The following is a 19,663-nucleotide window of genomic DNA, read 5'->3' on the forward strand; positions in this document are numbered from 1 at the left end:
GCCCCGCACCCGGGGCGCGCGGGCAAAGTGCCCCCGGCCGGGCCCCGTTCACGGGTCAGGCAAGGCCGCGGTGGCGGGACCACTCCGAGAGGGTCATGCCGCCGAGCGCCCGCATCTCCCGGGCGAGATGGGCCTGGTCGGCACAGCCCGCCGTGGCCGCGGCGGTGGCGTACGGGGCGCCCCGGTGGATCAGGGTGAGGGCCCGTTGGAGGCGCAGGACACGGGCCAGGGTCTTGGGCCCGTAGCCGAAGGCGTGCAGTGAGCGGCGGTGCAGGCGTCGGGCGCCGAGTCCGGTGCTCTCGGCGACGGCGGCGACGGTGGAGCCCGCCGCGAGGGCCCGTACCACCTCGGCCGTCAGCGGGTCGGGCGGACGCGGCGCGTCGGCCGCCGCGCGCAGGGCGATCCGTTCCAGCTCGGCGACGGGGTCGAAGGCGGCGTCGAGCCGGGCGACGAGGGCGCGGGCCGCCGCGTCCCCCCAAAGGGCCGCCCAGGGCACCCGCCGGTCCCGCAGCTCGTGGGCCGGGACGCCGAGCACGGCGGGCGCGGTCCCGGGCGCGAACCGCACCCCCGCCCAGCGGATGCCGGGCGGTCGCCCGTCCCCGTGCTGCGCCCGCGTGTCCGGCCCGGCGACCAGCAGCTCACCGGGGGTCCAGAGGATGTCCACGCACCCGTCGGGCAGCACCGGACCGCCGTCGCTCCGGACCACTTCCCAGACCACCGCCCCCGGCAGCCGCGACACCCGTTCCCTGTACACGCGGTGAGGCTATCCGGGTGGCGCGCCCGCGCCCGCGCGGGGGCCGGTCGGGTGATTCCGCCGAGGACCACCCGTTCGGCCGTACACACCACCGCCCCCGGCGGCGGAAGCGCACGGGGGCGGAACGGGGTCAGTCCCCCGGCGGGCCCGGCGGGCCCTGGTGGCCGTTGGGCGGGGTCTTCGGGTGGTGGGCCCGGTGGGTGTGGAGGCGGGACCTGATGTCCTCCGGCGGCAGGAAGCGGGACCAGCGCTCCGGGAACTCGGACGGCATCTCCCCGTCCCCGCCCACGCTGTCGTCCTCGTCCCAGTCGTCCCCTTCCTCGTCCGGACTGCCCTCCATCTCCTCGAAGATCCGCGCGGCGCGCGCCCGCGCCAGCACCTCCGCCGCCTCGGCGGCCCTGCGGCGATCCCCCTCGGCACGGGCCGCCGCGGTGGCCACGGAGGGCCAGACGCGGTCGATCGCCGCGTTCACGGCCGCTCCGACGAGGATCGCGAAGGCCGAGATCCCGATCCACAGCAGCACCGCGATCGGTGCCGCCAGGGAGCCGTAGATGGTGGGCCCCTCCACGGTGCTGACGAGGTAGATCCGCAGCAGGAAGCTGCCGAGGACCCACATCCCGAGCGCCACCAGCGCCCCGGGCACGTCCTCGATCCACGGGGAGCGCACCGGCACGGAGACGTGGTAGAGCGTGGTCAGGAAGGCGACCGAGAGCAGGATCACCACCGGCCAGTACAGGACCGTGACCAGCGTCGTGCCCCAGGGGACCCACTCCACCACCCGGTCGGGCCCGACCACCGCGAGCGGCAGCACCACCGCCCCGATCACCAGGGCGATCAGATAGAGCAGAAAGGCCAGCAGCCGGGTGGCCACGATCCCCCGCCGCCCGTCGAGCCCGTACATGACGGTGATGGTGTCGATGAAGACGTTCACCGCGCGCGAGCCCGACCAGAGGGCGATGGCGAAGCCGATGGAGATCAGATCCGGCCGTCCGCCATGGGTGACGTCCTCCAGCAGCGGGCGGGCGACGTCGTTGACGCCGCGTTCGGAGAGCACCGTACCGGCCGCGTTGAGGATGTTCTGCTCGATGGAGGCGACGGTGGTGGTGTTGGTCCAGTCGTCTATGTAGCCGAGGAGCCCGAGCAGACCGAGCATCAGAGGCGGCAGGGACAGCAGGGTGAAGAACGCCGCCTCGGCCGCCAGCCCCAGGATGCGGTACTCGATGCACGAGTTGACCGTGTCCTTGAGCAGCAACCAGGTCATCTTCCGTTTGGAGACGTTCCGGTAGAGGACCCTGGCCCGGTGGAGTCGGCCCGATGGCCGCTCAGGTGTTTCATTTGCTGCCTGCACCTCCATACCGTATCGGGCATGGCAGCAAGCACTCACACAGTGACCAACCAGGCTCCGCCCCTGGTGGGATACGACGTCTTCACCGCCGACCGGGCTCTGGCCGAGGCCGTGGAGCGGCATGTTCCGGCGGAGTCGGCCGCGGTCGCCGCGGCGGAGCTGTCGGCCCTGGGCCGGACGGCCGGTTCCGCCGAGGCGCAGGAGTGGGGCGCGCTCGCGAACGAGTACCCCCCGCGGCTGCGGACGCACGACCGGTACGGCAACCGGATCGACGAGGTCGAGTTCCACCCGGCGTGGCACCGGCTGCTCGGCCACGCGGTCCGGGCCGGGCTGACCGACGCCTGGGGCAGGCCGTCCGGGCATGTCCGGCGGGCCGCCGGGTTCCTGGTGTGGACCCAGGCGGAGGCCGGGCACGGCTGTCCGCTGTCGATGACCCACGCCGCCGTACCGGCGCTGCGGACGGACCCGGAGCTGGCGGCCGAGTGGGAGCCCCGGCTGACCGCGCACACGTACGACGGCACCCTCGCCGTCCCCGCGTCGAAGCCGGGCAATCTCTTCGGCATGGGCATGACCGAGAAGCAGGGCGGCAGCGATGTACGGGCCAACACCACGGCCGCGACCCCGCTGGCGGCGGCCGGGGAGTACGTCCTCACGGGGCACAAGTGGTTCTGCTCGGCGCCCATGTCCGACGGCTTCCTGGTGCTCGCCCAGGCCCCCGGCGGGCTGACCTGTTTCCTGGTGCCCCGGGTGCTCCCCGACGGCGGCCGGAACGTCTTCCGGCTCCAGCGGCTCAAGGACAAGCTGGGCAACCGCTCCAACGCCTCCGCCGAGGTGGAGTTCGAGGGCACCTGGGCCCGCCGGGTCGGCGAGGAGGGCCGGGGGGTGCGGACCATCATCGAGATGGTGGCGGCGACCCGGCTGGACTGTGTGATCGGCTCCGCCGCGCTGATGCGGCAGGCGGTCGCGCGGGCGATCCACCACACCGCCCACCGCGGCGCCTTCGGCGGGCTCCTGATCGACAAGCCGCTGATGCGCAACGTCCTGGCGGATCTGGCGCTGGAGTCGGAGGCGGCGACCGCCCTCGGTATCCGGCTGGCCGCCGCGTACGACGCCGGGACGGAGGCCGAGCGGGCGTTCGCCCGGATCGCGGTGCCCGCCGCCAAGTACTGGGTGACCAAGCGGTGCGCCCCGACCGCGGCCGAGGCGCTGGAGTGCCTGGGCGGCAACGGCTATGTCGAGGAGTCGGGCATGCCCCGGCTGCTGCGCGAGGCGCCGCTCAACTCGATCTGGGAGGGCTCGGGCAATGTCCAGGCCCTCGACGTGCTGCGGGCGCTCCAGCGGGAGCCCGCGGCGCTGAACGCGTTCCTCCAGGAGGTGGGGCTGGCACGGGGCGCCGACCACCGGCTGGACGGCGCCATCAAGGGGCTGCTGACGGAGCTGGCCGACCTGGACGGGATCGAGGCACGGGCACGGCGGCTGGTGGAGCGGATGGCGCTGGTGCTCCAGGGCTCCCTGCTCGTCCGGTACGCCCCGCCGGAGGTCGCGGACGCGTTCTGCGCCTCCCGGCTGGGCGGCGACCGGGGCGCCGCCTTCGGCACCCTGCCGCACACCCTGGCCCTCCGAGCGGTGGTGGAACGGGCCCGGCCCGTGCACTGAGCGGCACCCGGACGACGCCCCGGGGCCGGGCGTGCTCCGGCCGTGGGGCGAGCGGGCCGAAGGGGTGCCACCCGGGCCCCTGGGGCGAGTGGACGACCGCCCGGCCCCTCCCGGGCCGAAGGGGGTACCCCGCCCCTGCGTGGACGTCCTCCCGCACCCCGATCCCCGCGTGGACGGACTGCCTCCGCCCCGGGCCGAGCGAGCCCATACCCGCCCCCGGGCCGGGCGATCGCCTCCGTCCCGGGGCGGTTCCCCCAGGACGAGTGGACTCTCGCCCTCTGCCCCTGCCCCGTCCCTGTGCGGGCGTTGGCGCCGGCCCTGCGGCGAGTGGGCCATCGGGGCGCGTGGCCGCCGAAAGCGGAGAGCACACGCCCGTCTGTTGGGCTGGACGTCCGCCTTGGCCCTGCGGCGAGTGAGCCGCAGGGGTGCCGCAGGCGCCGAGAGCGAAGAGCACGCGCAGACCCCTGAGACGACCCTTTGCCCCGCCCCGGGGGGAGTGAGCCGTGGGGACGCGTGGCTGCCGGGGGCGGAGAGCGCCCCCGGCCCTTGGGCCGGGCGATTGCCTCGACCTTGCGGCGGGTGAGCCGAAGGGGTGCCGCAGGTGCCGAAAGCGGAGAGCGCCCGCCCGTCTGTTGGACCGGGTGATTGCCCTCGCCCCGGGGCGAGTGGGCCATCGGGGCGCGTGGCCGCCGAAAGCGAAGAGCGTGCCCCCGCCCCTTGGGCCGGGCGTTTGCCTCGACCCCGCGGCGGGTGAGCCGAAGGGGTGCCGCGGGTGCCGGAAGTGGAGGACGCCTGGCCGCCTCCTGGGCCGGGCGTTGCCTCCACCCCGGGGCGAGTGAGCCGAAGGGGTGCCGCGGGTGCCGAAAGTGGAGAGCGCGCGCAGGCCGTGAGGAACGAGCGGCCGAGCACGGTCGACCGTCGGCGCACGCTTCAGCACCCCGGAGGCGAACCGAGCCACAAAAAAAGAGGCATGATCGTGGCGGACGGGGCGGGCCCGCGTCGCCGGTGCGGCGGTCAGGGCCAGGGGTGGTGCCGCGCCGACACGGCACCACCCCTCGCGCTGTTCACTCTCGTACGGAAGCAGACCCCGCGCGAGGGTTGCAGGGGGTTGCAGCGACCGGCGGGGGCCGGTCGGGTTGCCCCCGGTGCCCTGGTGCCGCACGACCGCGCAGGAGGAACCCCGCGTGCCGACCACACCCCTCGATCCGCCGGACGCCGTCCCCCTGGACCCGGCGGAGACCGACCGTCTGCTGACGCGGGTGGGGGCGCAGCCGCCGGGCGACGGGCGGCCGGCCGCCGGTCCGCGGGCGGAGATCGCGGAGTCCTGGCGGCGGCTGCTGCGCCACGGTCTGGACCCGGGCCGTGAGCCGCGGGCGGGGCTGCTGTCGCGGGACGAGTTGGAGCGGCGGCGGCAGGACTCGCCGCTGGGGGAGGTGCTGGATGTCCTGCGGGCGGGTCTGGTGTCGGCGTCCGACGCCGCACGACTGATCATGGTGGTCGCGGACGCCGAGGGCCGGATGCTGTGGCGCGAGGGTGAGGCGACCGTCCGGCGCAAGGCCGACGCCCATGGCTTCGTCCCGGGCGCGGACCTCAACGAGGAGTGGATCGGCACCAATGGGGTGGGCACCGCGCTGATCACCGGGCGGCCGATCCATGTGCACGCGACCGAGCACTTCCTGGCCGCCCATCGCACCTGGACCTGCGCGGGCGCGCCGGTGGTCGATCCCCGGGACGGCCGCCCGCTGGGGGTGGTCAATGTCAGCGGGCCGCTGGCCACCGTGCATCCGACGATGCTGGCGCTGGTCACGTCGGTGGCCCGGCTGGCCGAGGCGGAGCTGCGCCGGCACCATTTCGCCGCGCTGGAGCGGCTGCGGTCCAGCGCGGCGCCGCTGCTGGGGCGGATGGGCGGCCGGGCGCTCGCGGTGGACGGCGACGGCTGGACGGCGGCGGTGATCGGGATGCCGCCGCCGGACCGGCTGGCCCTGCCGAAGCCGCCTCCGGACGGCCGGGTGTGGCTGCCCGCGCTCGGCATGTGCGCGATGGAGCCGCTGCCCGGGGGCTGGCTGCTGCGGCCGGAGGAGGCGGCGGACCCCGGGGGGTGCGCCCCCCGGGTGCTGCTGGACCTCAGCCGGGCGCACCGGCCCTCGGTGACGGTGCGCGGGGAGGAGGGGAGCTGGACGTACGAGCCGAGCCCCCGCCATGCCGAGCTGTTGTGCGCGCTGGCCCGGCATCCGGGGGGCCGGAGCGCGGCCGAGCTGGCGGCGGATCTCTTCGCCGACCCGAGCCGTACGGTGACGGTCCGGGCGGAGTTCTCCCGGCTGCGGCGGCATCTGGCGCCGGTGCTGGCGAGCCGCCCGTACCGGTTCGCGGACGGGGTGGAGGTGGAGGTGATCCCTCCGGCGCCGGGTGCCTTCCCGGGGGCTCCGACGGCTGCCGGGCCCGGGGTGTGCCCGGGCGCGGTGGAGACCGGGTCCGAGGCGGCCGGGGGGTGCCGGGGAGTGCGGGCCGCCGTGGAGACGGGCCCTGAGGTGCCCCCGGCACCGGCCCGGCTTGGGGGCGAGCAGCCGGGCGTGCTTCCCTGACCTGTATGAGCATCGCTGTGACCACGTGGTCCCTGGAGCAGACGTCCCCCGCCGATCTGCGGCCCGCCGCCGTGCCCGAGGGCGATATCCGGATCGTCCGCTCCGAGGTGCCTTCGCCGGAGTTCAGCCGTTTCCTGTATCGCGCGGTCGGCGGGGATGTCCGCTGGACGGACCGGCTGGGGATGACCTACGCGCAGTGGGAGGAGACGCTGGGCCGGCCGGGCACCGAGACCTGGGTGGCGTACGACCGCGGGACCCCGGCGGGGTACGCGGAGCTCCAGGCGCAGGACGAGGGCGTGGTGGAGATCGTCTACTTCGGGCTCATGCCCGCCTTCCGCGGTCGCCGGATCGGCGGCCATCTGCTCTCGTACGCGACGGCCAGGGCCTGGGACCTCGCCGAGCGGTGGCCCGATCTGCCGTCCACCAAGCGGGTGTGGGTGCACACCTGCTCGCTCGACGGTCCGCACGCGATGGCCAACTACGAGCGGCGCGGCTTCGCCCTCTTCGACACCTCGGTGGCCGATGAGCCGGTCCGGGAGACCCCCGGCCCCTGGCGCGGCGCGCACCCGGCGGCCCCTGGCCGGTAATCGACGGTACAAAGGCCGGGGCGGCGGCGCGTTCCCGCCCCGGCCTTCCTCGCACCCGGCCGCCGGATTCCGGCCCGTTCGGCTGTCGAGCCGCCGGTCAGAGCGGCACGGGCGGCCGGTCGGACCGTGGGACCTCCCCATCACCATCTCACGATGCGAGCCAACACTGTCCGAGATATGGATAACGGTGGACTGGTGTCCGATCCCCATGACAGGCTTCCGTCATGTCTGAAGCTGGAATTGCCTTGGTGAGTCGGCGGCACGTCGATCTCGTCCGCGTGTCCAGCGCCATCTGTCCCGCCTGCTGACAGCTCAGCACCGCCGCGCCCTCAGCCTCCCGGCTCCCGCTCTTCCGCAGTTCTCCGCAGCGTCGCCCAACTGCGTTCCCGTACGAGCCGTTTCGCGTCCATTTGGACACCTGCCCGGCGCACCGTCGCGCTCTTTCCACGTGTGCGCAGCTCAGAGCCGCCCTCCTGCCCGTCTCGAAGGACACATCACCATGGCCGCCACCCCCGACAAGCCCGCCCCCGCCGCGTCCCGCCGCAGAACCGGACGACACCGCGGCGAGGGACAGTGGGCCGTTGGCCATATGACGCCCCTCAACGCCAACGAGCAGACCAAGAAGGACGACGACGGTCTCAATGTACGGACACGTATTGAGACGATCTACGCCAAGCGCGGCTTCGACTCCATCGACGGAGCCGATCTGCGCGGACGCATGCGCTGGTGGGGTCTGTACACCCAGCGCAAGCCCGGGATCGACGGCGGCAAGACCGCGATCCTGGAGCCGGAGGAGCTGGACGACGAGTACTTCATGCTCCGGGTCCGGATCGACGGCGGCCGGCTGACGACCCAGCAGCTCCGGGTGATCGGTGAGATCTCCCAGGAGTTCGCGCGCGGCACCGCCGACATCACCGACCGGCAGAACGTCCAGTACCACTGGATTCGTATCGAGGACGTCCCCGAGATCTGGCGGCGGCTGGAGGCCGTGGGACTCTCCACCACCGAGGCGTGCGGCGACACGCCCCGGGTGATCCTCGGCTCCCCCGTCGCGGGCATCGCCGAGGACGAGATCATCGACGGCACCCCCGCGATCGACGAGATCTACCGCCGGATCGTCGGCAACAAGGACTTCTCCAACCTGCCCCGCAAGTTCAAGTCCGCAATCTCCGGCTCGCCGCTGCTCGATGTGGCGCACGAGATCAACGACATCGCCTTCGTCGGGGTGAACCACCCCGAGCACGGGCCGGGCTTCGATGTCTGGGTCGGCGGCGGGCTCTCCACCAACCCCAAGATCGGGGTGCGGCTGGGGGCCTGGGTCGCGCTGGAGGACGTCCCCGATGTCTACGAGGGTGTCATCTCGGTCTTCCGCGACTACGGCTACCGGCGGCTGCGCAACCGCGCCCGGCTCAAGTTCCTCGTCGCCGACTGGGGGGCGGAGAAGTTCCGCCAGGTGCTCGAAGAGCAGTACCTGCTGCGGAAGCTGGCCGACGGGCCCGCGCCCGAGCAGCCCGTCCAGCGCTGGCGCGACCATGTCGGGGTGCACCGGCAGCGGGACGGCCGCTACTACGTCGGCTTCGCCCCGCGCGTCGGACGGGTCGACGGAGCCACGCTCAGCAAGATCGCGGAGCTGGCCGAGGCCCATGGCTCGGGCCGTCTGCGCACCACGGCCGAGCAGAAGATGCTCGTTCTCGACATCGAGGAGTCCCAGGTCGAGCCGCTGGTCGCCGGGCTTGAGGCGCTGGATCTGCGGGTCACCCCCTCCCCCTTCCGGCGCGGCACGATGGCCTGCACCGGTATCGAGTTCTGCAAGCTGGCGATCGTCGAGACCAAGGGCCGGGGGGCCTCGCTCATCGACGAGCTGGAGCGCCGTCTCCCGGACTTCGACGAACCGCTCACCATCAACATCAACGGCTGCCCCAACGCCTGCGCCCGTATCCAGGTGGCGGACATCGGTCTCAAGGGGCAGCTCGTCCTGGACGACGAGGGCCGGCAGGTCGAGGGCTACCAGGTCCATCTGGGCGGCGCGCTCGGTCTGGAGCCGGGCTTCGGCCGCAAGGTGCGCGGTCTGAAGGTCACCTCCGACGAACTGCCCGACTATGTCGAGCGGGTGGTGCGCCGCTTCGAGGCCGAGCGCGAGGACGGCGAGCGTTTCGCGGTGTGGGCGGCGCGCGCCTCCGAGGAGGCGCTCTCGTGAGCGTCGCACACGCGGCCAGCAAGCCGCGGACAACGACGGAAGCCGCACCTCCGCGCCGCGTGGCCGGAGAAGCGAACAGAGCGACCGCGAGCGCCGCACACACGGCCACCGCGCCGCGGACGACGAAGGCCGTGGGCGGCGAGGCGTATGGAGCAGAGGTGGCGCGGCCATGAGTGAGCGAGCCGCCCCGTTCTACTGCCCCTACTGCGGCGACGAGGATCTGCGCCCCAGTGAGGAGGGCCACGGCGCCTGGGAGTGCGCCGCCTGCAATCGGGCGTTCCGGCTGAAGTTCCTCGGGCTGCTGGCCCGGGGGGTCGCCCGCGCCGAGGTCACGGAGGAGGGGATATGACGGTCGTGTCGCCCGAGCAGCACCGCGCTCTCGCCGAGCGCGCCGGGCGGGAGCTGGAGGACGCCCCCGCCCTGGAGATCCTCTCGTGGGCCGCGAAGACCTTCGGCCCCCGGTTCTGTGTCACCTCCTCCATGGAGGACGCGGTGGTCGCCCATCTCGCCTCCCGGGCCTTCCCGGGCGTCGATGTCGTCTTCCTCGACACGGGCTACCACTTCCCCGAGACCATCGGCACCCGGGACGCGGTCGAGGCCGTGATGGACGTCCGGGTGATCACACTGACCCCCCGTCGGTCCGTCGCCGAGCAGGACGCCGAGCACGGGCCGCGGCTCCACGACCGGGACCCCGACCTGTGCTGCGCGCTGCGCAAGGTCAAGCCGCTGGAGGAGGGGCTCACCGGCTATGACGCCTGGGCGACCGGGCTGCGCAGGGACGAGTCCCCGACCCGGGCGAACACCCCGGTCGTCGGCTGGGACGAGCGCCGGGGCAAGGTGAAGGTCTCCCCCATCGCGCGCTGGACCCAGGACGACGTGGACGCCTATGTCGCCGAGCACGGCGTCCTCACCAATCCCCTGCTCATGGACGGCTACACCTCCGTGGGCTGCGCCCCCTGCACCCGTCAGGTGCTGGCGGGCGAGGACGCGCGGGCCGGGCGCTGGGCCGGGCGCGGCAAGACGGAATGCGGACTGCACGGATGACCACACAGGCGCGCGAGCGCGCGAAGGAGCGGGAGACCCACGTGACCGGTGCCACCATCTGGCTCACCGGACTGCCGAGCGCAGGGAAGACGACGATCGCCCGGGCGCTGGCGGAGCGGCTGGCGGCCGAGGGCCGCAGGACCGAGGTGCTGGACGGCGACGAGATCCGGGAATTCCTCTCCGCGGGGCTCGGCTTCGACCGCCGGGACCGGGACACCAATGTCCAGCGGATCGGTTTTGTGGCCGAGCTGCTGGCGTCCCACGGGGTCCTCGTCCTCGTCCCGGTGATCGCTCCGTACGCCGACAGCCGGGAGTCCGTGCGCGAGCGGCACGCCGCCGAGGGCACCCCGTATGTCGAGGTGCATGTGGCGACCCCGGTCGAGGTGTGCTCCGAGCGGGATGTGAAGGGGCTCTACGCCCGGCAGGCCGCCGGTGAGATCAGCGGGCTGACCGGGGTGGACGACCCGTATGAGGCGCCCGTCTCGCCGGATCTGCGGATCGAGTCCCAGGACCAGAGTGTCGAGGAGTCCGCCGGGGCGCTGTACGCGCTCCTCGCCGAGAGGGGCGTTCTGTGAGCGAGGACCGGCACAGCACCACGGCCGTGGCGGGAGGCCAGGGCGCGGCGGGAGCGGGGGCCCAGCAGCCGGAGGCGGACTCCCCGTTCGCGCTCTCGCACCTGGACGCGCTCGAATCGGAGGCGGTGCACATCTTCCGCGAGGTGGCGGGCGAGTTCGAGCGGCCGGTGATCCTCTTCTCCGGCGGCAAGGACTCCATCGTCATGCTGCATCTCGCGCTCAAGGCGTTCGCGCCCGCCGCGATCCCGTTCTCGCTGCTGCATGTGGACACGGGGCACAACTTCCCCGAGGTCCTGGAGTACCGGGACCGTACGGTCGCCCGGCACGGGCTGCGGCTGCGCATCGCCTCCGTGCAGGAGTACATCGACGCGGGCACGCTGCGGGAGCGCCCCGACGGCACCCGCAATCCGCTCCAGACGGTGCCGCTGACGGACGCGATCCAGGAGCACCGCTTCGACGCGGTCTTCGGCGGCGGGCGCCGTGACGAGGAGAAGGCGCGCGCCAAGGAGCGGGTGTTCTCCCTGCGGGACGAGTTCTCCCAGTGGGACCCGCGCCGTCAGCGGCCCGAGCTGTGGCAGCTCTACAACGGGCGCCACGCGCCCGGCGAGCATGTCCGCGTCTTCCCGCTCTCCAACTGGACCGAGCTGGATGTGTGGCAGTACATCGCGCGTGAGTCGATCGAGCTGCCGGAGATCTACTTCGCGCACGAGCGCGAGGTGTTCTCCCGCAGCGGGATGTGGCTGACCGCCGGTGACTGGGGCGGCCCCCGGGAGTCCGAGCCGGTGCAGACCCGCACCGTCCGCTACCGCACGGTCGGCGACATGTCGTGCACCGGTGCCGTCGACTCCGACGCCACCACACTCGACGCGGTGATCGCCGAGATCGCCGCCTCCCGGCTCACCGAACGCGGCGCCACCCGCGCCGACGACAAGCTCTCCGAAGCGGCGATGGAAGACCGCAAGCGCGAAGGGTATTTCTAGCCATGACCTCCGCGACCGAACAGCTCTCGGCCACCACCCTGCTGCGTTTCGCGACCGCCGGTTCCGTGGACGACGGAAAGTCCACCCTCGTCGGACGCCTTCTCCATGACTCCAAATCGGTCCTGACCGACCAGTTGGAGGCGGTGGAACACGCCTCCCGCTCCCGTGGCCAGGAGGCACCCGACCTCGCCCTTCTCACCGACGGCCTGCGGGCCGAGCGGGAGCAGGGCATCACGATCGACGTGGCGTACCGCTACTTCGCCACCGCCCGCCGCCGCTTCATCCTCGCCGACACCCCCGGGCATGTGCAGTACACCCGCAACATGGTCACCGGGGCCTCCACCGCCGAGCTGGCCGTGGTTCTGGTGGACGCGCGCAACGGCGTCGTCGAGCAGACCCGCCGCCATGCCGCCGTCGCCGCGCTCCTGCGGGTGCCGCACGTGGTCCTCGCGGTCAACAAGATGGACCTGGTCGACTACGACGAGACCGTCTTCGCGGCGATCGCGAACGAGTTCACCGGGTACGCCTCCGCCCTGGGGGTCCCGGAGATCACGGCCATCCCGATCTCGGCGCTGGCCGGGGACAATGTCGTCGACCCCTCCGCCAACATGGACTGGTACGGCGGCCCCACCGTCCTCGAACACCTCGAAACGGTCCCCGTCAGCCATGATCTGACCGGCTGCCACGCCCGTTTCCCGGTGCAGTACGTGATCCGCCCGCAGACCGCCGAGCACCCCGACTACCGCGGCTACGCCGGTCAGATCGCCGCCGGTACCTTCCGGGTCGGCGAGCAGGTGACCGTTCTGCCCTCGGGGCGCCGGTCCACGATCACCGGCATCGATCTGCTCGGCCGCCCCGTCGACACCGCGTGGGCGCCCCAGTCGGCCACCCTGCTGCTCGCGGACGACATCGACATCTCGCGCGGGGATCTGCTCGTCCCGAGCGACGACGCCCCGCCGACCAGCCAGGACATCGAGGCCACCGTCTGCCATGTGGCCGACCGGCCGCTGACCGTGGGCCAGCGGGTGCTGCTCAAGCACACCACCCGCACCGTGAAGGCGATCGTCAAGGCGATCCCCTCCCGGCTCACCCTGGACGACCTGTCCCAGCACCCGGACCCCGGGCAGCTCCTCGCCAACGACATCGGCCGGGTCACCGTACGCACCGCCGAGCCGCTGGCCCTCGACCCGTACGCGCAGTCCCGGCGTACCGGATCGTTCCTGCTGATCGACCCCGCCGACGGCACCACGCTGACGGCGGGCATGGCGGGCGAGGCGTTCACCGACGTCACCGCGCCCACCACCCCGGCCGACGACGACGCGGAGTGGGACTTCTGATGACGACCGATGTCTTCGCGACCTTCGCGAAGGAAGGCGGACGGGTGGGCAGCGGCACCCTCGGCGCGGGTTCGGGGGGTGTCGTGCGATGTGCGCGATAGCCCGTACGAACCACCCCCGTCAGCGACGAAAACCCGCCCACGCCGACTGCTCCCCGGCCGCGTCCGAGCGACGTACCCGCCGGGGTTTACGAGAGGAACGCCCTCCGTGCCTGCCATCCGTACCACCCTGCGCCGCGGTGCCGTCTCCGCCGCCGTACTGCCCCTGCTGATCGGGGCGCTCGCCTCCTGCGGCTACGGTTCCGAGAAGGACGACGACTCCACCGCCCCCGCGGCCACCGGGAAGAAGCTCTCCGCCGACGCCGTGCGGCTCGGCTACTTCCCCAATCTGACCCACGCCACCGCCCTCGTCGGTGAGCAGGAGGGCATTCTCCAGAAGAAGCTGGGCGGCACCCTGCTGAAGTCCACCACCTTCAACGCGGGGCCGTCCGCGATCGAGGCGCTGAACGCGGGCTCGATCGACATCGGCTTCATCGGCCCCTCCCCCTCGATCAACGGCTTCGCCAAGTCGAAGGGGAAGAATCTGCGGATCGTCGCGGGCTCCGCGTCCGGCGGGGTGAAGCTGGTCGTGAACCCGAAGAAGATCAAGACGCTGGAGGATCTTCGGGGCAAGCGGATCGCCACCCCCCAGCTCGGCAACACCCAGGACGTCGCGTTCCTCAACTGGATCGCGGAGAAGGGCTGGAAGACCGACGCCCAGAGCGGCAAGGGCGATGTCCTCGTCGTCCGTACCGACAACAAGATCACCCCGGATGCCTACTCCTCCGGTTCGATCGACGGGGCCTGGGTGCCGGAGCCGACCGCGTCCAAGCTGGTCAGCCAGGGGGCGAAGGTCCTGCTCGACGAGACGGAGCTGTGGCCGGGCAAGCAGTTCGTGATCACCCATCTCATCGTGGCGCAGAAGTTCCTCAAGGAGCACCCGGACGTGGTCGAGGCCGTGGTGCGCGGCACGGTGGAGACCAACGCCTGGATCGGGGCCAACCCGGACCGGGCGAAGAAGTCGGCGAACGCCCGGCTGAAGGCGCTCACCGGCAAGCCGCTGCCCGCCGAGATCATCGACCCGGCGTGGCCGTCCATCCGGTTCACCGACGACCCGCTGGCCGCGACGCTCAAGACCCAGGCCGACCACGCGGTCCAGGCCGGTCTGCTGAAGCAGCCCGAACTGGCCGGGATCTACGACCTGACGATCCTCAACAAGGTGCTGAAGGCGGCGGGCAGGCCCGAGGTGTCCGACGCCGGTCTCGGCATCCGCTGAGCCCGCGCCCGTGTCCCGTTCACCGTCTTCCGTGTTCCCTCTTCCGCGCACGGCGTTCGCCGGTCCCCTGTCCGGCGGCGCCGAGAGCCCCGCAGCACCCACAGCACGTCCCAGGAGGTGACGACCATGGCCACTGCCACGAAGGACCAGGCCGAGGAGCGTACGACGGCCTCACCCGCCGCCCGGATCGAGCATGTCTCGAAGTCCTTCGCGACCCCGGCGGGACGGCAGCTCGTCCTCGACGACATCAGCCTCGATGTCGCCCCGGGCGAGTTCGTCACCCTGCTGGGGGCGTCGGGCTGCGGCAAGTCCACCCTGCTCAACCTGGTGGCGGGGCTCGACGCCCCCACCTCCGGGGCCATCACCACCCAGGGCAGACCCGCCCTGATGTTCCAGGAGCACGCGCTCTTCCCCTGGCTGACGGCGGGCAAGAACATCGAGCTGGCGCTGCGGCTGCGCGGCGTGCCCAAGGCGGAGCGGCGCCCGGAGGCCGAGCGGCTGCTCGAACTCGTGCGGCTCGGCGGCGCCCACCGCAAGCGGGTGCACGAGCTGTCGGGCGGTATGCGCCAGCGGGTCGCGCTCGCCCGCGCGCTGGCGCAGGACAGCCAACTCCTGCTGATGGACGAGCCGTTCGCGGCCCTGGACGCCATCACCCGGGACGTCCTGCACGAGGAGCTGACCCGGATCTGGCGCGAGACCCGGCTCTCCGTCCTCTTCGTCACCCACAACGTCCGCGAGGCGGTACGGCTGGCCGAGCGGGTGGTGCTGCTGTCCTCCCGGCCGGGCCGGATCGCCCGTGAGTGGACCGTCGGCATCGAACAGCCGCGCCGTATCGAGGACGCGGCCGTCGCCGAACTGTCCATCGAGATCACCGAAGAACTCCGGGGGGAGATCCGCCGCCATGGCCAGAACTGAGACCACCGACGACCCGGTCGCAACGGGGAAGGCGTCGCACCACGACCTCGCCGGTCTGGAGGCCGGGCTCGACGCGCTGGAGACCGTGCCCGCGCAGCGCGCCCCGCTGCGGCAGGTACTCGTCCAGAAGGTGCTGCCGCCGCTGACGGCGGTGGCGCTGGTGCTCGTCGTCTGGCAGTTCCTGGTCTGGGCCGAGGTCGCCGACGAGGGCAGCCTGCCCGCGCCCGGCGCGGTCTGGGACAGCGTCCAGAACCTGTGGCTCCAGGGCTCCCTGTTCGAGATCGTCTGGACCAGCGTCTCCCGCGGTCTGCTGGGCTTCCTGCTGGCGCTCGCCATCGGGACCCCGCTGGGGCTGCTGGTCGCCCGGGTGACGTTCGTCCGGTCGGCGCTCGGCCCGATCCTCTCCGGTCTCCAGTCGCTGCCGTCGGTGGCCTGGGTGCCGCCCGCGGTGATCTGGCTGGGGCTGAACAACCAGATGATGTACGCGGTGATCCTGCTGGGCGCGGTGCCGTCCATCGCGAACGGGCTGGTCTCGGGCGTCGACCAGGTGCCGCCGCTCTTTCTGCGGGCGGGCCGCACCCTGGGGGCGACCGGGCTCAGGGGAACCTGGCACATCGTGATGCCCGCGGCGCTGCCCGGCTATGTGGCGGGGCTCAAGCAGGGCTGGGCGTTCTCCTGGCGCTCCCTCATGGCCGCCGAGATCATCGCCTCCTCGCCCGATCTGGGGCTGGGGCTGGGGCAGTTGCTGGAGAACGGGCGGAACAACTCCGACATGCCGGGGGTGTTCCTGGCGATCCTGCTGATCCTGGTGGTCGGCATCGCCATCGATCTGCTGATCTTCAGTCCGCTGGAGCGCGCGGTGCTGCGCGGCCGGGGCCTGCTCGCCTCGTCGTGACCACCGCGGCAGGCCGGGAACGGGGGTCCCGCACGGGGCCCCCGCTCCACTGACCCACCACCCGCCCGGCCTCTCGCCGCTCCTTTCCGTTCCTTTCCGTTCCTTTCCGTTCCTCCCCGTCCCGACCACGAACCGTCCCGACCACGAACAGAGCTGAGCCGCATCATGCGCCCTCCCGTCCTTCTGGCCGTCGCCCACGGCAGCCGCGACCCCCGGCACGCGGCCACCGTCCACGCCCTGCTGCGCCGGGCCCGCGCGCTGCGGCCGGGGCAGCGGATGGAGACGGCGTTCCTGGACTTCGACACGGCTTCGGTGCCCCGGGTCCTGGAGCGGCTGGCGGCGGCCGGGGCCGAGGAGGTCGTGGCGGTGCCGCTGCTGCTGACGCGGGCGTTCCACGCGAAGGCGGACCTTCCGGCGGTACTGCGGGAGGCCGGGGCCCGGCTGCCCCGGCTGAGCATCCGGCAGGCGGGGGTGCTCGGCCCCTCGCCGCTGTTGACGGCCGCCCTGGAACGGCGGCTGTGGGAAGCGGGGCTGCGCCCCCGCGACCGGCGCTCGACGGGCCTGGTCCTGGCCTCGGCGGGCTCCACCGACCCGGAGGCGATCGCGGTGATCGCTGACATGGCGCGGGAGCTGAGGCGCACCGGATGGTGCGCCGTGCGGCCCGCGTTCGCCTCCGCGTCCCCGCCACGCACCGACGTCGCGGTGCGCGCTCTGCGCGGGGACGGCTGCCCCCGGGTGGCGGTGGCCCCTCTGGTCATCGCCCCCGGCCGGCTGCCGGACCGGATCGCCGAGGGAGCCCGGGAGGCCGATGTCCTGGCCGGGGTCCTCGGCCCGGCTCCCGAGCTGGCGCGGCTGCTGCTGGCGCGGTACGACGAGGCCCGCGCCGCCGTCGGCCATGGGCCGCTGGCGATCCCGGCCTGACCCCTCCCGCCCTCTCCCTCACATCCCCTCCCGCGGAGCCGTGGCCGGGGCCTCGGCCCGGCCGACCGGTCCCGCCCCCCTGACCTGTGCTGACCGGTCCCGGCAGTGACAGGTCCGTGGCCGTACGGTGACAGGGACGGCGCGCGTGGGGCGCACCATCGAGGAAAGGAGGCCGGTATGCCCTTTCACTTCCACAAGCGGATCACCCTGGTCCCCAAGCTGCTGCATCTGAACGTCGGCCCGCACGGCTGGTCGCTGACGCTCGGGGGGCGACGGGCGCATCTGACCCGGGACAGCCACGGACGGCACGGTATGGCGGTCCGGCTGCCCGGCGGTTTCGTCTGGCGCCGACGCGTCCGGCGGCGGCGCTGAGGGACGACGGCCCACCGGGCGGTGTCCCCGTGCGACGGCTCGCCGGGCGCTCGCGCTAGCGGGTCAGCTCGACCAGCTTGCGGACGGTGTTCCAATTACGGGAGGTGGCGACGAGCCCGGTGAGCAGCGCGGGCCGGGCGAGGACGTCCGCGAGCCTGCTGCGGCCCATCCCGTCCGGCGTGTGCAGATAGAGCGCGCGGTCCCCGAGGCGGAACTCCTCGGGGGCGAAGGCGGCCGGGTCGACGGCGGCGAAGCGCTCCGGGGTGACGGGCGCGGAGAAGTAGGTGATGTGGAGCTGCTTGGGCGCGAGGCCGTCGGCGTCGAAGGGGCAGGCCTCGGCGACGGCCCGCAGATACTCCCCGTCGCGCACCAGGCAGTCGACACGGAAGCCGAACCGCCGCTCGATGGCGTCCTCCAGGGCGGCGGTGATTTCCCGTTCGCCGCCCGCCGCCGCGGTGAAGGCGGCGTTGCCGCTCTGGAGATGGGTGACGACGGCGGTGTGCCCCAGGCCGGTGAGCACGTCGCGCAACGCGGCCATGGGGACCCTGCGATGGCCGCCGACGTTGATGCCGCGCAGCAGGGCCGCGTACCTCAGGGTCGCCATGGTGATCAGTGTAGGCGGCCCCGTGCCCCGTGGGGGAAGAGCACGGAGCCGCCGGGTGGCCCCCCGGGAGGGGGGAGTACCGGGGGACCGAGATGACCCTCACCCATCTGACGCGTGCAGTTCAAGCGCTCCGACCAGGTGTGATTTTTGCAACAAGGTTAAGTAATGAAAAATCGACCATGGTCGATCAGAACGGACCCACGCGCTCAACCACCCTGCCGCACAAGGGATTTCAGGCGCATGGCCGGGAGATGAACCCGGGGTTTCGAGGCGGTGGCGGCACCCGGCCGACGCACAGGGGCTTCAGCCCGTCCGCGGCGGCAGCTCGGCCTCGATCAGATCGGCCGCCTGCCGGGTGCCGCCCTCCCGGGCCATCTCCCCGCCGATCCGGGCCAGCTCCCGGGCGACGGCGGGGTCGCCGACCAGGCCCAGCACCGCGTCCCGCAGCTCGGCGGCGGTCGCGGTGGCGGAGTCGAGCCGCCGGGCCACCCCCAGCCCCACCAGCATGTCGGCGTTGCCGAACTGGTCGACCGCCTGCGGGACCGCGACCATCGGCGTCGCCGTGGCCAGGCCCTCCTGACTGCCGCCCGCGCCCGCGTGGGTGATGAAGGCGTCCGCCTGCCGCAGGATCGAGAGCTGGGAGACCCAGCGGTGGACCTCGGCGTCGGCCGGGATCTCCCCCAGCTCCTCCGGGTCGACATGCTTGCCGATCTGGAGCACCAGATGCCAGCCCGGCAGCTCGCCGAACGCCTTCAGACACTGCCGGTAGAACTCGGGCACCTTGGTGAACGACGAGCCCAGCGAGACCAGGAGCACCTTCTCCGCACCGGGCGGACGCTCCCACTCCGGCTGCTCGGACCGCGGGCCCTGACAGGCTCCGACAAAGGTGAAGACCGACTCGTCCACCCGGTCCGCGTACGGCTGGAGCACCCGGGGGATCAGGACGATCCCGCGCCTCGGCCGGCCCACCAGATGGTCCGGGTCGGTGCCGGGCAGGCCGTTCCCGGCGAGCCAGGCCCGGAAGCGGGCGTAGTACGCCCTGCCCCGCTCGGACTCCTTCAGCTCCGCGAACATCGGGGCGGCGACTTCCTCCTCGTACCCCTCCCAGGGAACGAGATTGGGCCACAGGGAGACCGACGGCACACCCCAGCGGTGGGCGAGGACCGGGGCGGGGTACGCGGTGATGTCATGGATGACCAGGTCGGGCTCGTCCCCCTGGAAGGCGTCGGCGAGCTGCGGCAGCACCTGCTCCGCGTCATGGAGGAACGGCTCGATGTTGTCGATCAGCTCGGTCCCCCAGGCGTCCGGGTCGTCCTCGGTCGGGAGCGTGGACGTGTAGACGACCGGCCGTGCCCCGGTGGCGGCGACCCGGTCGGCGAAGGAGGCGGGGATGGCGTAGCTGACCCGGTGCCCACGCGCGACCAGCTCGCGCACGACCTCCAGGCTCGGGTTCACATGCCCCGGGGCGGCGATGGAGAACATGGCGATATGGGCGGGCTGTCGTTCGTTCATGAGTCCGAGGTTAAACGAGACGATACGTATCGTGCAATTGATTTCGCCGAACTGTGGATCTTCGTGGCCCGGT

The 19,663-nt window shown here is 72.8% G+C and carries 18 protein-coding genes and 1 pseudogene; 15 read left to right on the plus strand and 4 right to left on the minus strand.

Features of this window, described 5'->3' with window-relative positions; all coding sequences use genetic code 11:
* Positions 1–55: 55 nt before the first annotated feature.
* Together CRV15_RS04020 and CRV15_RS04025 are read right to left on the minus strand one after the other, a co-directional pair.
* A complete protein-coding gene (locus tag CRV15_RS04020; RefSeq protein ID WP_003962239.1) occupies positions 56–754 on the minus strand; it encodes a helix-turn-helix domain-containing protein in 699 nt (232 codons plus the stop codon).
* Positions 755–884: 130 nt separating this feature from the next.
* Complete coding sequence (locus tag CRV15_RS04025) at positions 885–2,102, minus strand: YihY/virulence factor BrkB family protein (RefSeq protein ID WP_193789241.1); 1,218 nt, start codon at positions 2,100–2,102, stop codon at positions 885–887.
* 18 nt (positions 2,103–2,120) lie between these two features.
* Here CRV15_RS04025 and CRV15_RS04030 point away from each other — a divergent pair, with 18 nt between their 5' ends.
* The 15 genes from CRV15_RS04030 to CRV15_RS04095 all read left to right on the plus strand — a co-directional run bounded on the left by CRV15_RS04030 (position 2,121) and on the right by CRV15_RS04095 (position 17,474).
* The gene (locus CRV15_RS04030) at positions 2,121–3,755 is read left to right on the plus strand and encodes an acyl-CoA dehydrogenase family protein (protein ID WP_003962237.1); all 1,635 of its coding nucleotides are present in this window, start codon (positions 2,121–2,123) and stop codon (positions 3,753–3,755) included.
* 1,184 nt (positions 3,756–4,939) lie between these two features.
* Positions 4,940–6,337, plus strand: coding sequence for a GAF domain-containing protein (locus tag CRV15_RS04035; protein WP_003962236.1), 1,398 nt, complete (start codon positions 4,940–4,942; stop codon positions 6,335–6,337).
* A gap of 5 nt (positions 6,338–6,342) precedes the next feature.
* Positions 6,343–6,924 (plus strand): GNAT family N-acetyltransferase, encoded by a 582-nt coding sequence (locus CRV15_RS04040; RefSeq protein WP_003962235.1) that lies wholly within the window; start codon positions 6,343–6,345, stop codon positions 6,922–6,924.
* 224 nt (positions 6,925–7,148) lie between these two features.
* On the plus strand, positions 7,149–7,232 hold the full coding sequence (locus tag CRV15_RS37670) for a putative leader peptide (protein WP_321167512.1): 84 nt from the start codon (positions 7,149–7,151) through the stop codon (positions 7,230–7,232).
* 191 nt (positions 7,233–7,423) lie between these two features.
* Positions 7,424–9,121, plus strand: a complete 1,698-nt coding sequence (locus CRV15_RS04045) for a nitrite/sulfite reductase (RefSeq protein WP_003958161.1) — start codon at positions 7,424–7,426, stop codon at positions 9,119–9,121.
* Between the two features lie 169 nt (positions 9,122–9,290).
* Entirely contained in the window at positions 9,291–9,470 is a 180-nt protein-coding gene (locus CRV15_RS04050; RefSeq protein ID WP_003958159.1) for a hypothetical protein, read from the plus strand.
* Positions 9,467–10,165, plus strand: a complete 699-nt coding sequence (locus CRV15_RS04055) for a phosphoadenylyl-sulfate reductase (protein ID WP_003958158.1) — start codon at positions 9,467–9,469, stop codon at positions 10,163–10,165. The genes CRV15_RS04050 and CRV15_RS04055 overlap by 4 nt, the downstream gene beginning before the upstream one ends.
* Positions 10,162–10,740: an adenylyl-sulfate kinase gene (gene cysC, locus CRV15_RS04060; RefSeq protein WP_003962233.1), complete on the plus strand. Its 579-nt coding sequence runs from the start codon at positions 10,162–10,164 to the stop codon at positions 10,738–10,740. The genes CRV15_RS04055 and cysC overlap by 4 nt, the downstream gene beginning before the upstream one ends.
* A gap of 26 nt (positions 10,741–10,766) precedes the next feature.
* Entirely contained in the window at positions 10,767–11,720 is a 954-nt protein-coding gene (gene cysD / locus CRV15_RS04065; RefSeq protein WP_003958155.1) for a sulfate adenylyltransferase subunit CysD, read from the plus strand.
* Positions 11,721–11,722: 2 nt separating this feature from the next.
* Positions 11,723–13,057, plus strand: a complete 1,335-nt coding sequence (locus CRV15_RS04070) for a sulfate adenylyltransferase subunit 1 (protein WP_003958154.1) — start codon at positions 11,723–11,725, stop codon at positions 13,055–13,057.
* A gap of 207 nt (positions 13,058–13,264) precedes the next feature.
* On the plus strand, positions 13,265–14,371 hold the full coding sequence (locus tag CRV15_RS04075; RefSeq protein ID WP_003958152.1) for an aliphatic sulfonate ABC transporter substrate-binding protein: 1,107 nt from the start codon (positions 13,265–13,267) through the stop codon (positions 14,369–14,371).
* 126 nt (positions 14,372–14,497) lie between these two features.
* A complete protein-coding gene (locus CRV15_RS04080; protein WP_003962230.1) occupies positions 14,498–15,286 on the plus strand; it encodes an ABC transporter ATP-binding protein in 789 nt (262 codons plus the stop codon).
* On the plus strand, positions 15,273–16,181 hold the full coding sequence (locus tag CRV15_RS04085; RefSeq protein WP_003958150.1) for an ABC transporter permease: 909 nt from the start codon (positions 15,273–15,275) through the stop codon (positions 16,179–16,181). The genes CRV15_RS04080 and CRV15_RS04085 overlap by 14 nt, the downstream gene beginning before the upstream one ends.
* 165 nt (positions 16,182–16,346) lie before the next feature.
* A complete protein-coding gene (locus CRV15_RS04090) occupies positions 16,347–17,102 on the plus strand; it encodes a sirohydrochlorin chelatase (protein WP_003958149.1) in 756 nt (251 codons plus the stop codon).
* Between the two features lie 177 nt (positions 17,103–17,279).
* On the plus strand, positions 17,280–17,474 hold the full coding sequence (locus tag CRV15_RS04095) for a DUF4236 domain-containing protein (protein ID WP_003958147.1): 195 nt from the start codon (positions 17,280–17,282) through the stop codon (positions 17,472–17,474).
* 55 nt (positions 17,475–17,529) lie between these two features.
* Here the strand turns inward: CRV15_RS04095 and CRV15_RS04100 are convergent, their stop codons facing one another.
* Both CRV15_RS04100 and mgt read right to left on the minus strand, forming a co-directional pair.
* Positions 17,530–18,078 carry a DUF1697 domain-containing protein gene (locus CRV15_RS04100; protein WP_003958146.1) on the minus strand — a complete coding sequence of 183 codons (549 nt, stop codon included), beginning with the start codon at positions 18,076–18,078 and terminating at the stop codon, positions 17,530–17,532.
* Positions 18,079–18,381: 303 nt separating this feature from the next.
* Positions 18,382–19,627, minus strand: a pseudogene (gene mgt, locus CRV15_RS04105) (macrolide-inactivating glycosyltransferase).
* Positions 19,628–19,663 lie beyond the last annotated feature (36 nt).

Origin of the sequence: Streptomyces clavuligerus, from assembly GCF_005519465.1 — a bacterium.
Lineage (GTDB): Bacteria > Actinomycetota > Actinomycetes > Streptomycetales > Streptomycetaceae > Streptomyces > Streptomyces clavuligerus.

Coding starts and splice junctions, on each gene's coding strand:
- CRV15_RS04100 (WP_003958146.1), bottom strand. CDS start 18,078: ATGGCGACCCTGAGGTACGCGGCCCTGCTGCGCGGCATCAACGTCGGC.
- cysC (WP_003962233.1), top strand. CDS start 10,162: ATGACCACACAGGCGCGCGAGCGCGCGAAGGAGCGGGAGACCCACGTG.
- CRV15_RS04080 (WP_003962230.1), top strand. CDS start 14,498: ATGGCCACTGCCACGAAGGACCAGGCCGAGGAGCGTACGACGGCCTCA.
- CRV15_RS04040 (WP_003962235.1), top strand. CDS start 6,343: ATGAGCATCGCTGTGACCACGTGGTCCCTGGAGCAGACGTCCCCCGCC.
- CRV15_RS04090 (WP_003958149.1), top strand. CDS start 16,347: ATGCGCCCTCCCGTCCTTCTGGCCGTCGCCCACGGCAGCCGCGACCCC.
- CRV15_RS04030 (WP_003962237.1), top strand. CDS start 2,121: ATGGCAGCAAGCACTCACACAGTGACCAACCAGGCTCCGCCCCTGGTG.
- CRV15_RS04055 (WP_003958158.1), top strand. CDS start 9,467: ATGACGGTCGTGTCGCCCGAGCAGCACCGCGCTCTCGCCGAGCGCGCC.
- CRV15_RS04095 (WP_003958147.1), top strand. CDS start 17,280: ATGCCCTTTCACTTCCACAAGCGGATCACCCTGGTCCCCAAGCTGCTG.
- CRV15_RS04045 (WP_003958161.1), top strand. CDS start 7,424: ATGGCCGCCACCCCCGACAAGCCCGCCCCCGCCGCGTCCCGCCGCAGA.
- CRV15_RS37670 (WP_321167512.1), top strand. CDS start 7,149: ATGTCTGAAGCTGGAATTGCCTTGGTGAGTCGGCGGCACGTCGATCTC.
- CRV15_RS04085 (WP_003958150.1), top strand. CDS start 15,273: ATGGCCAGAACTGAGACCACCGACGACCCGGTCGCAACGGGGAAGGCG.
- CRV15_RS04070 (WP_003958154.1), top strand. CDS start 11,723: ATGACCTCCGCGACCGAACAGCTCTCGGCCACCACCCTGCTGCGTTTC.
- CRV15_RS04050 (WP_003958159.1), top strand. CDS start 9,291: ATGAGTGAGCGAGCCGCCCCGTTCTACTGCCCCTACTGCGGCGACGAG.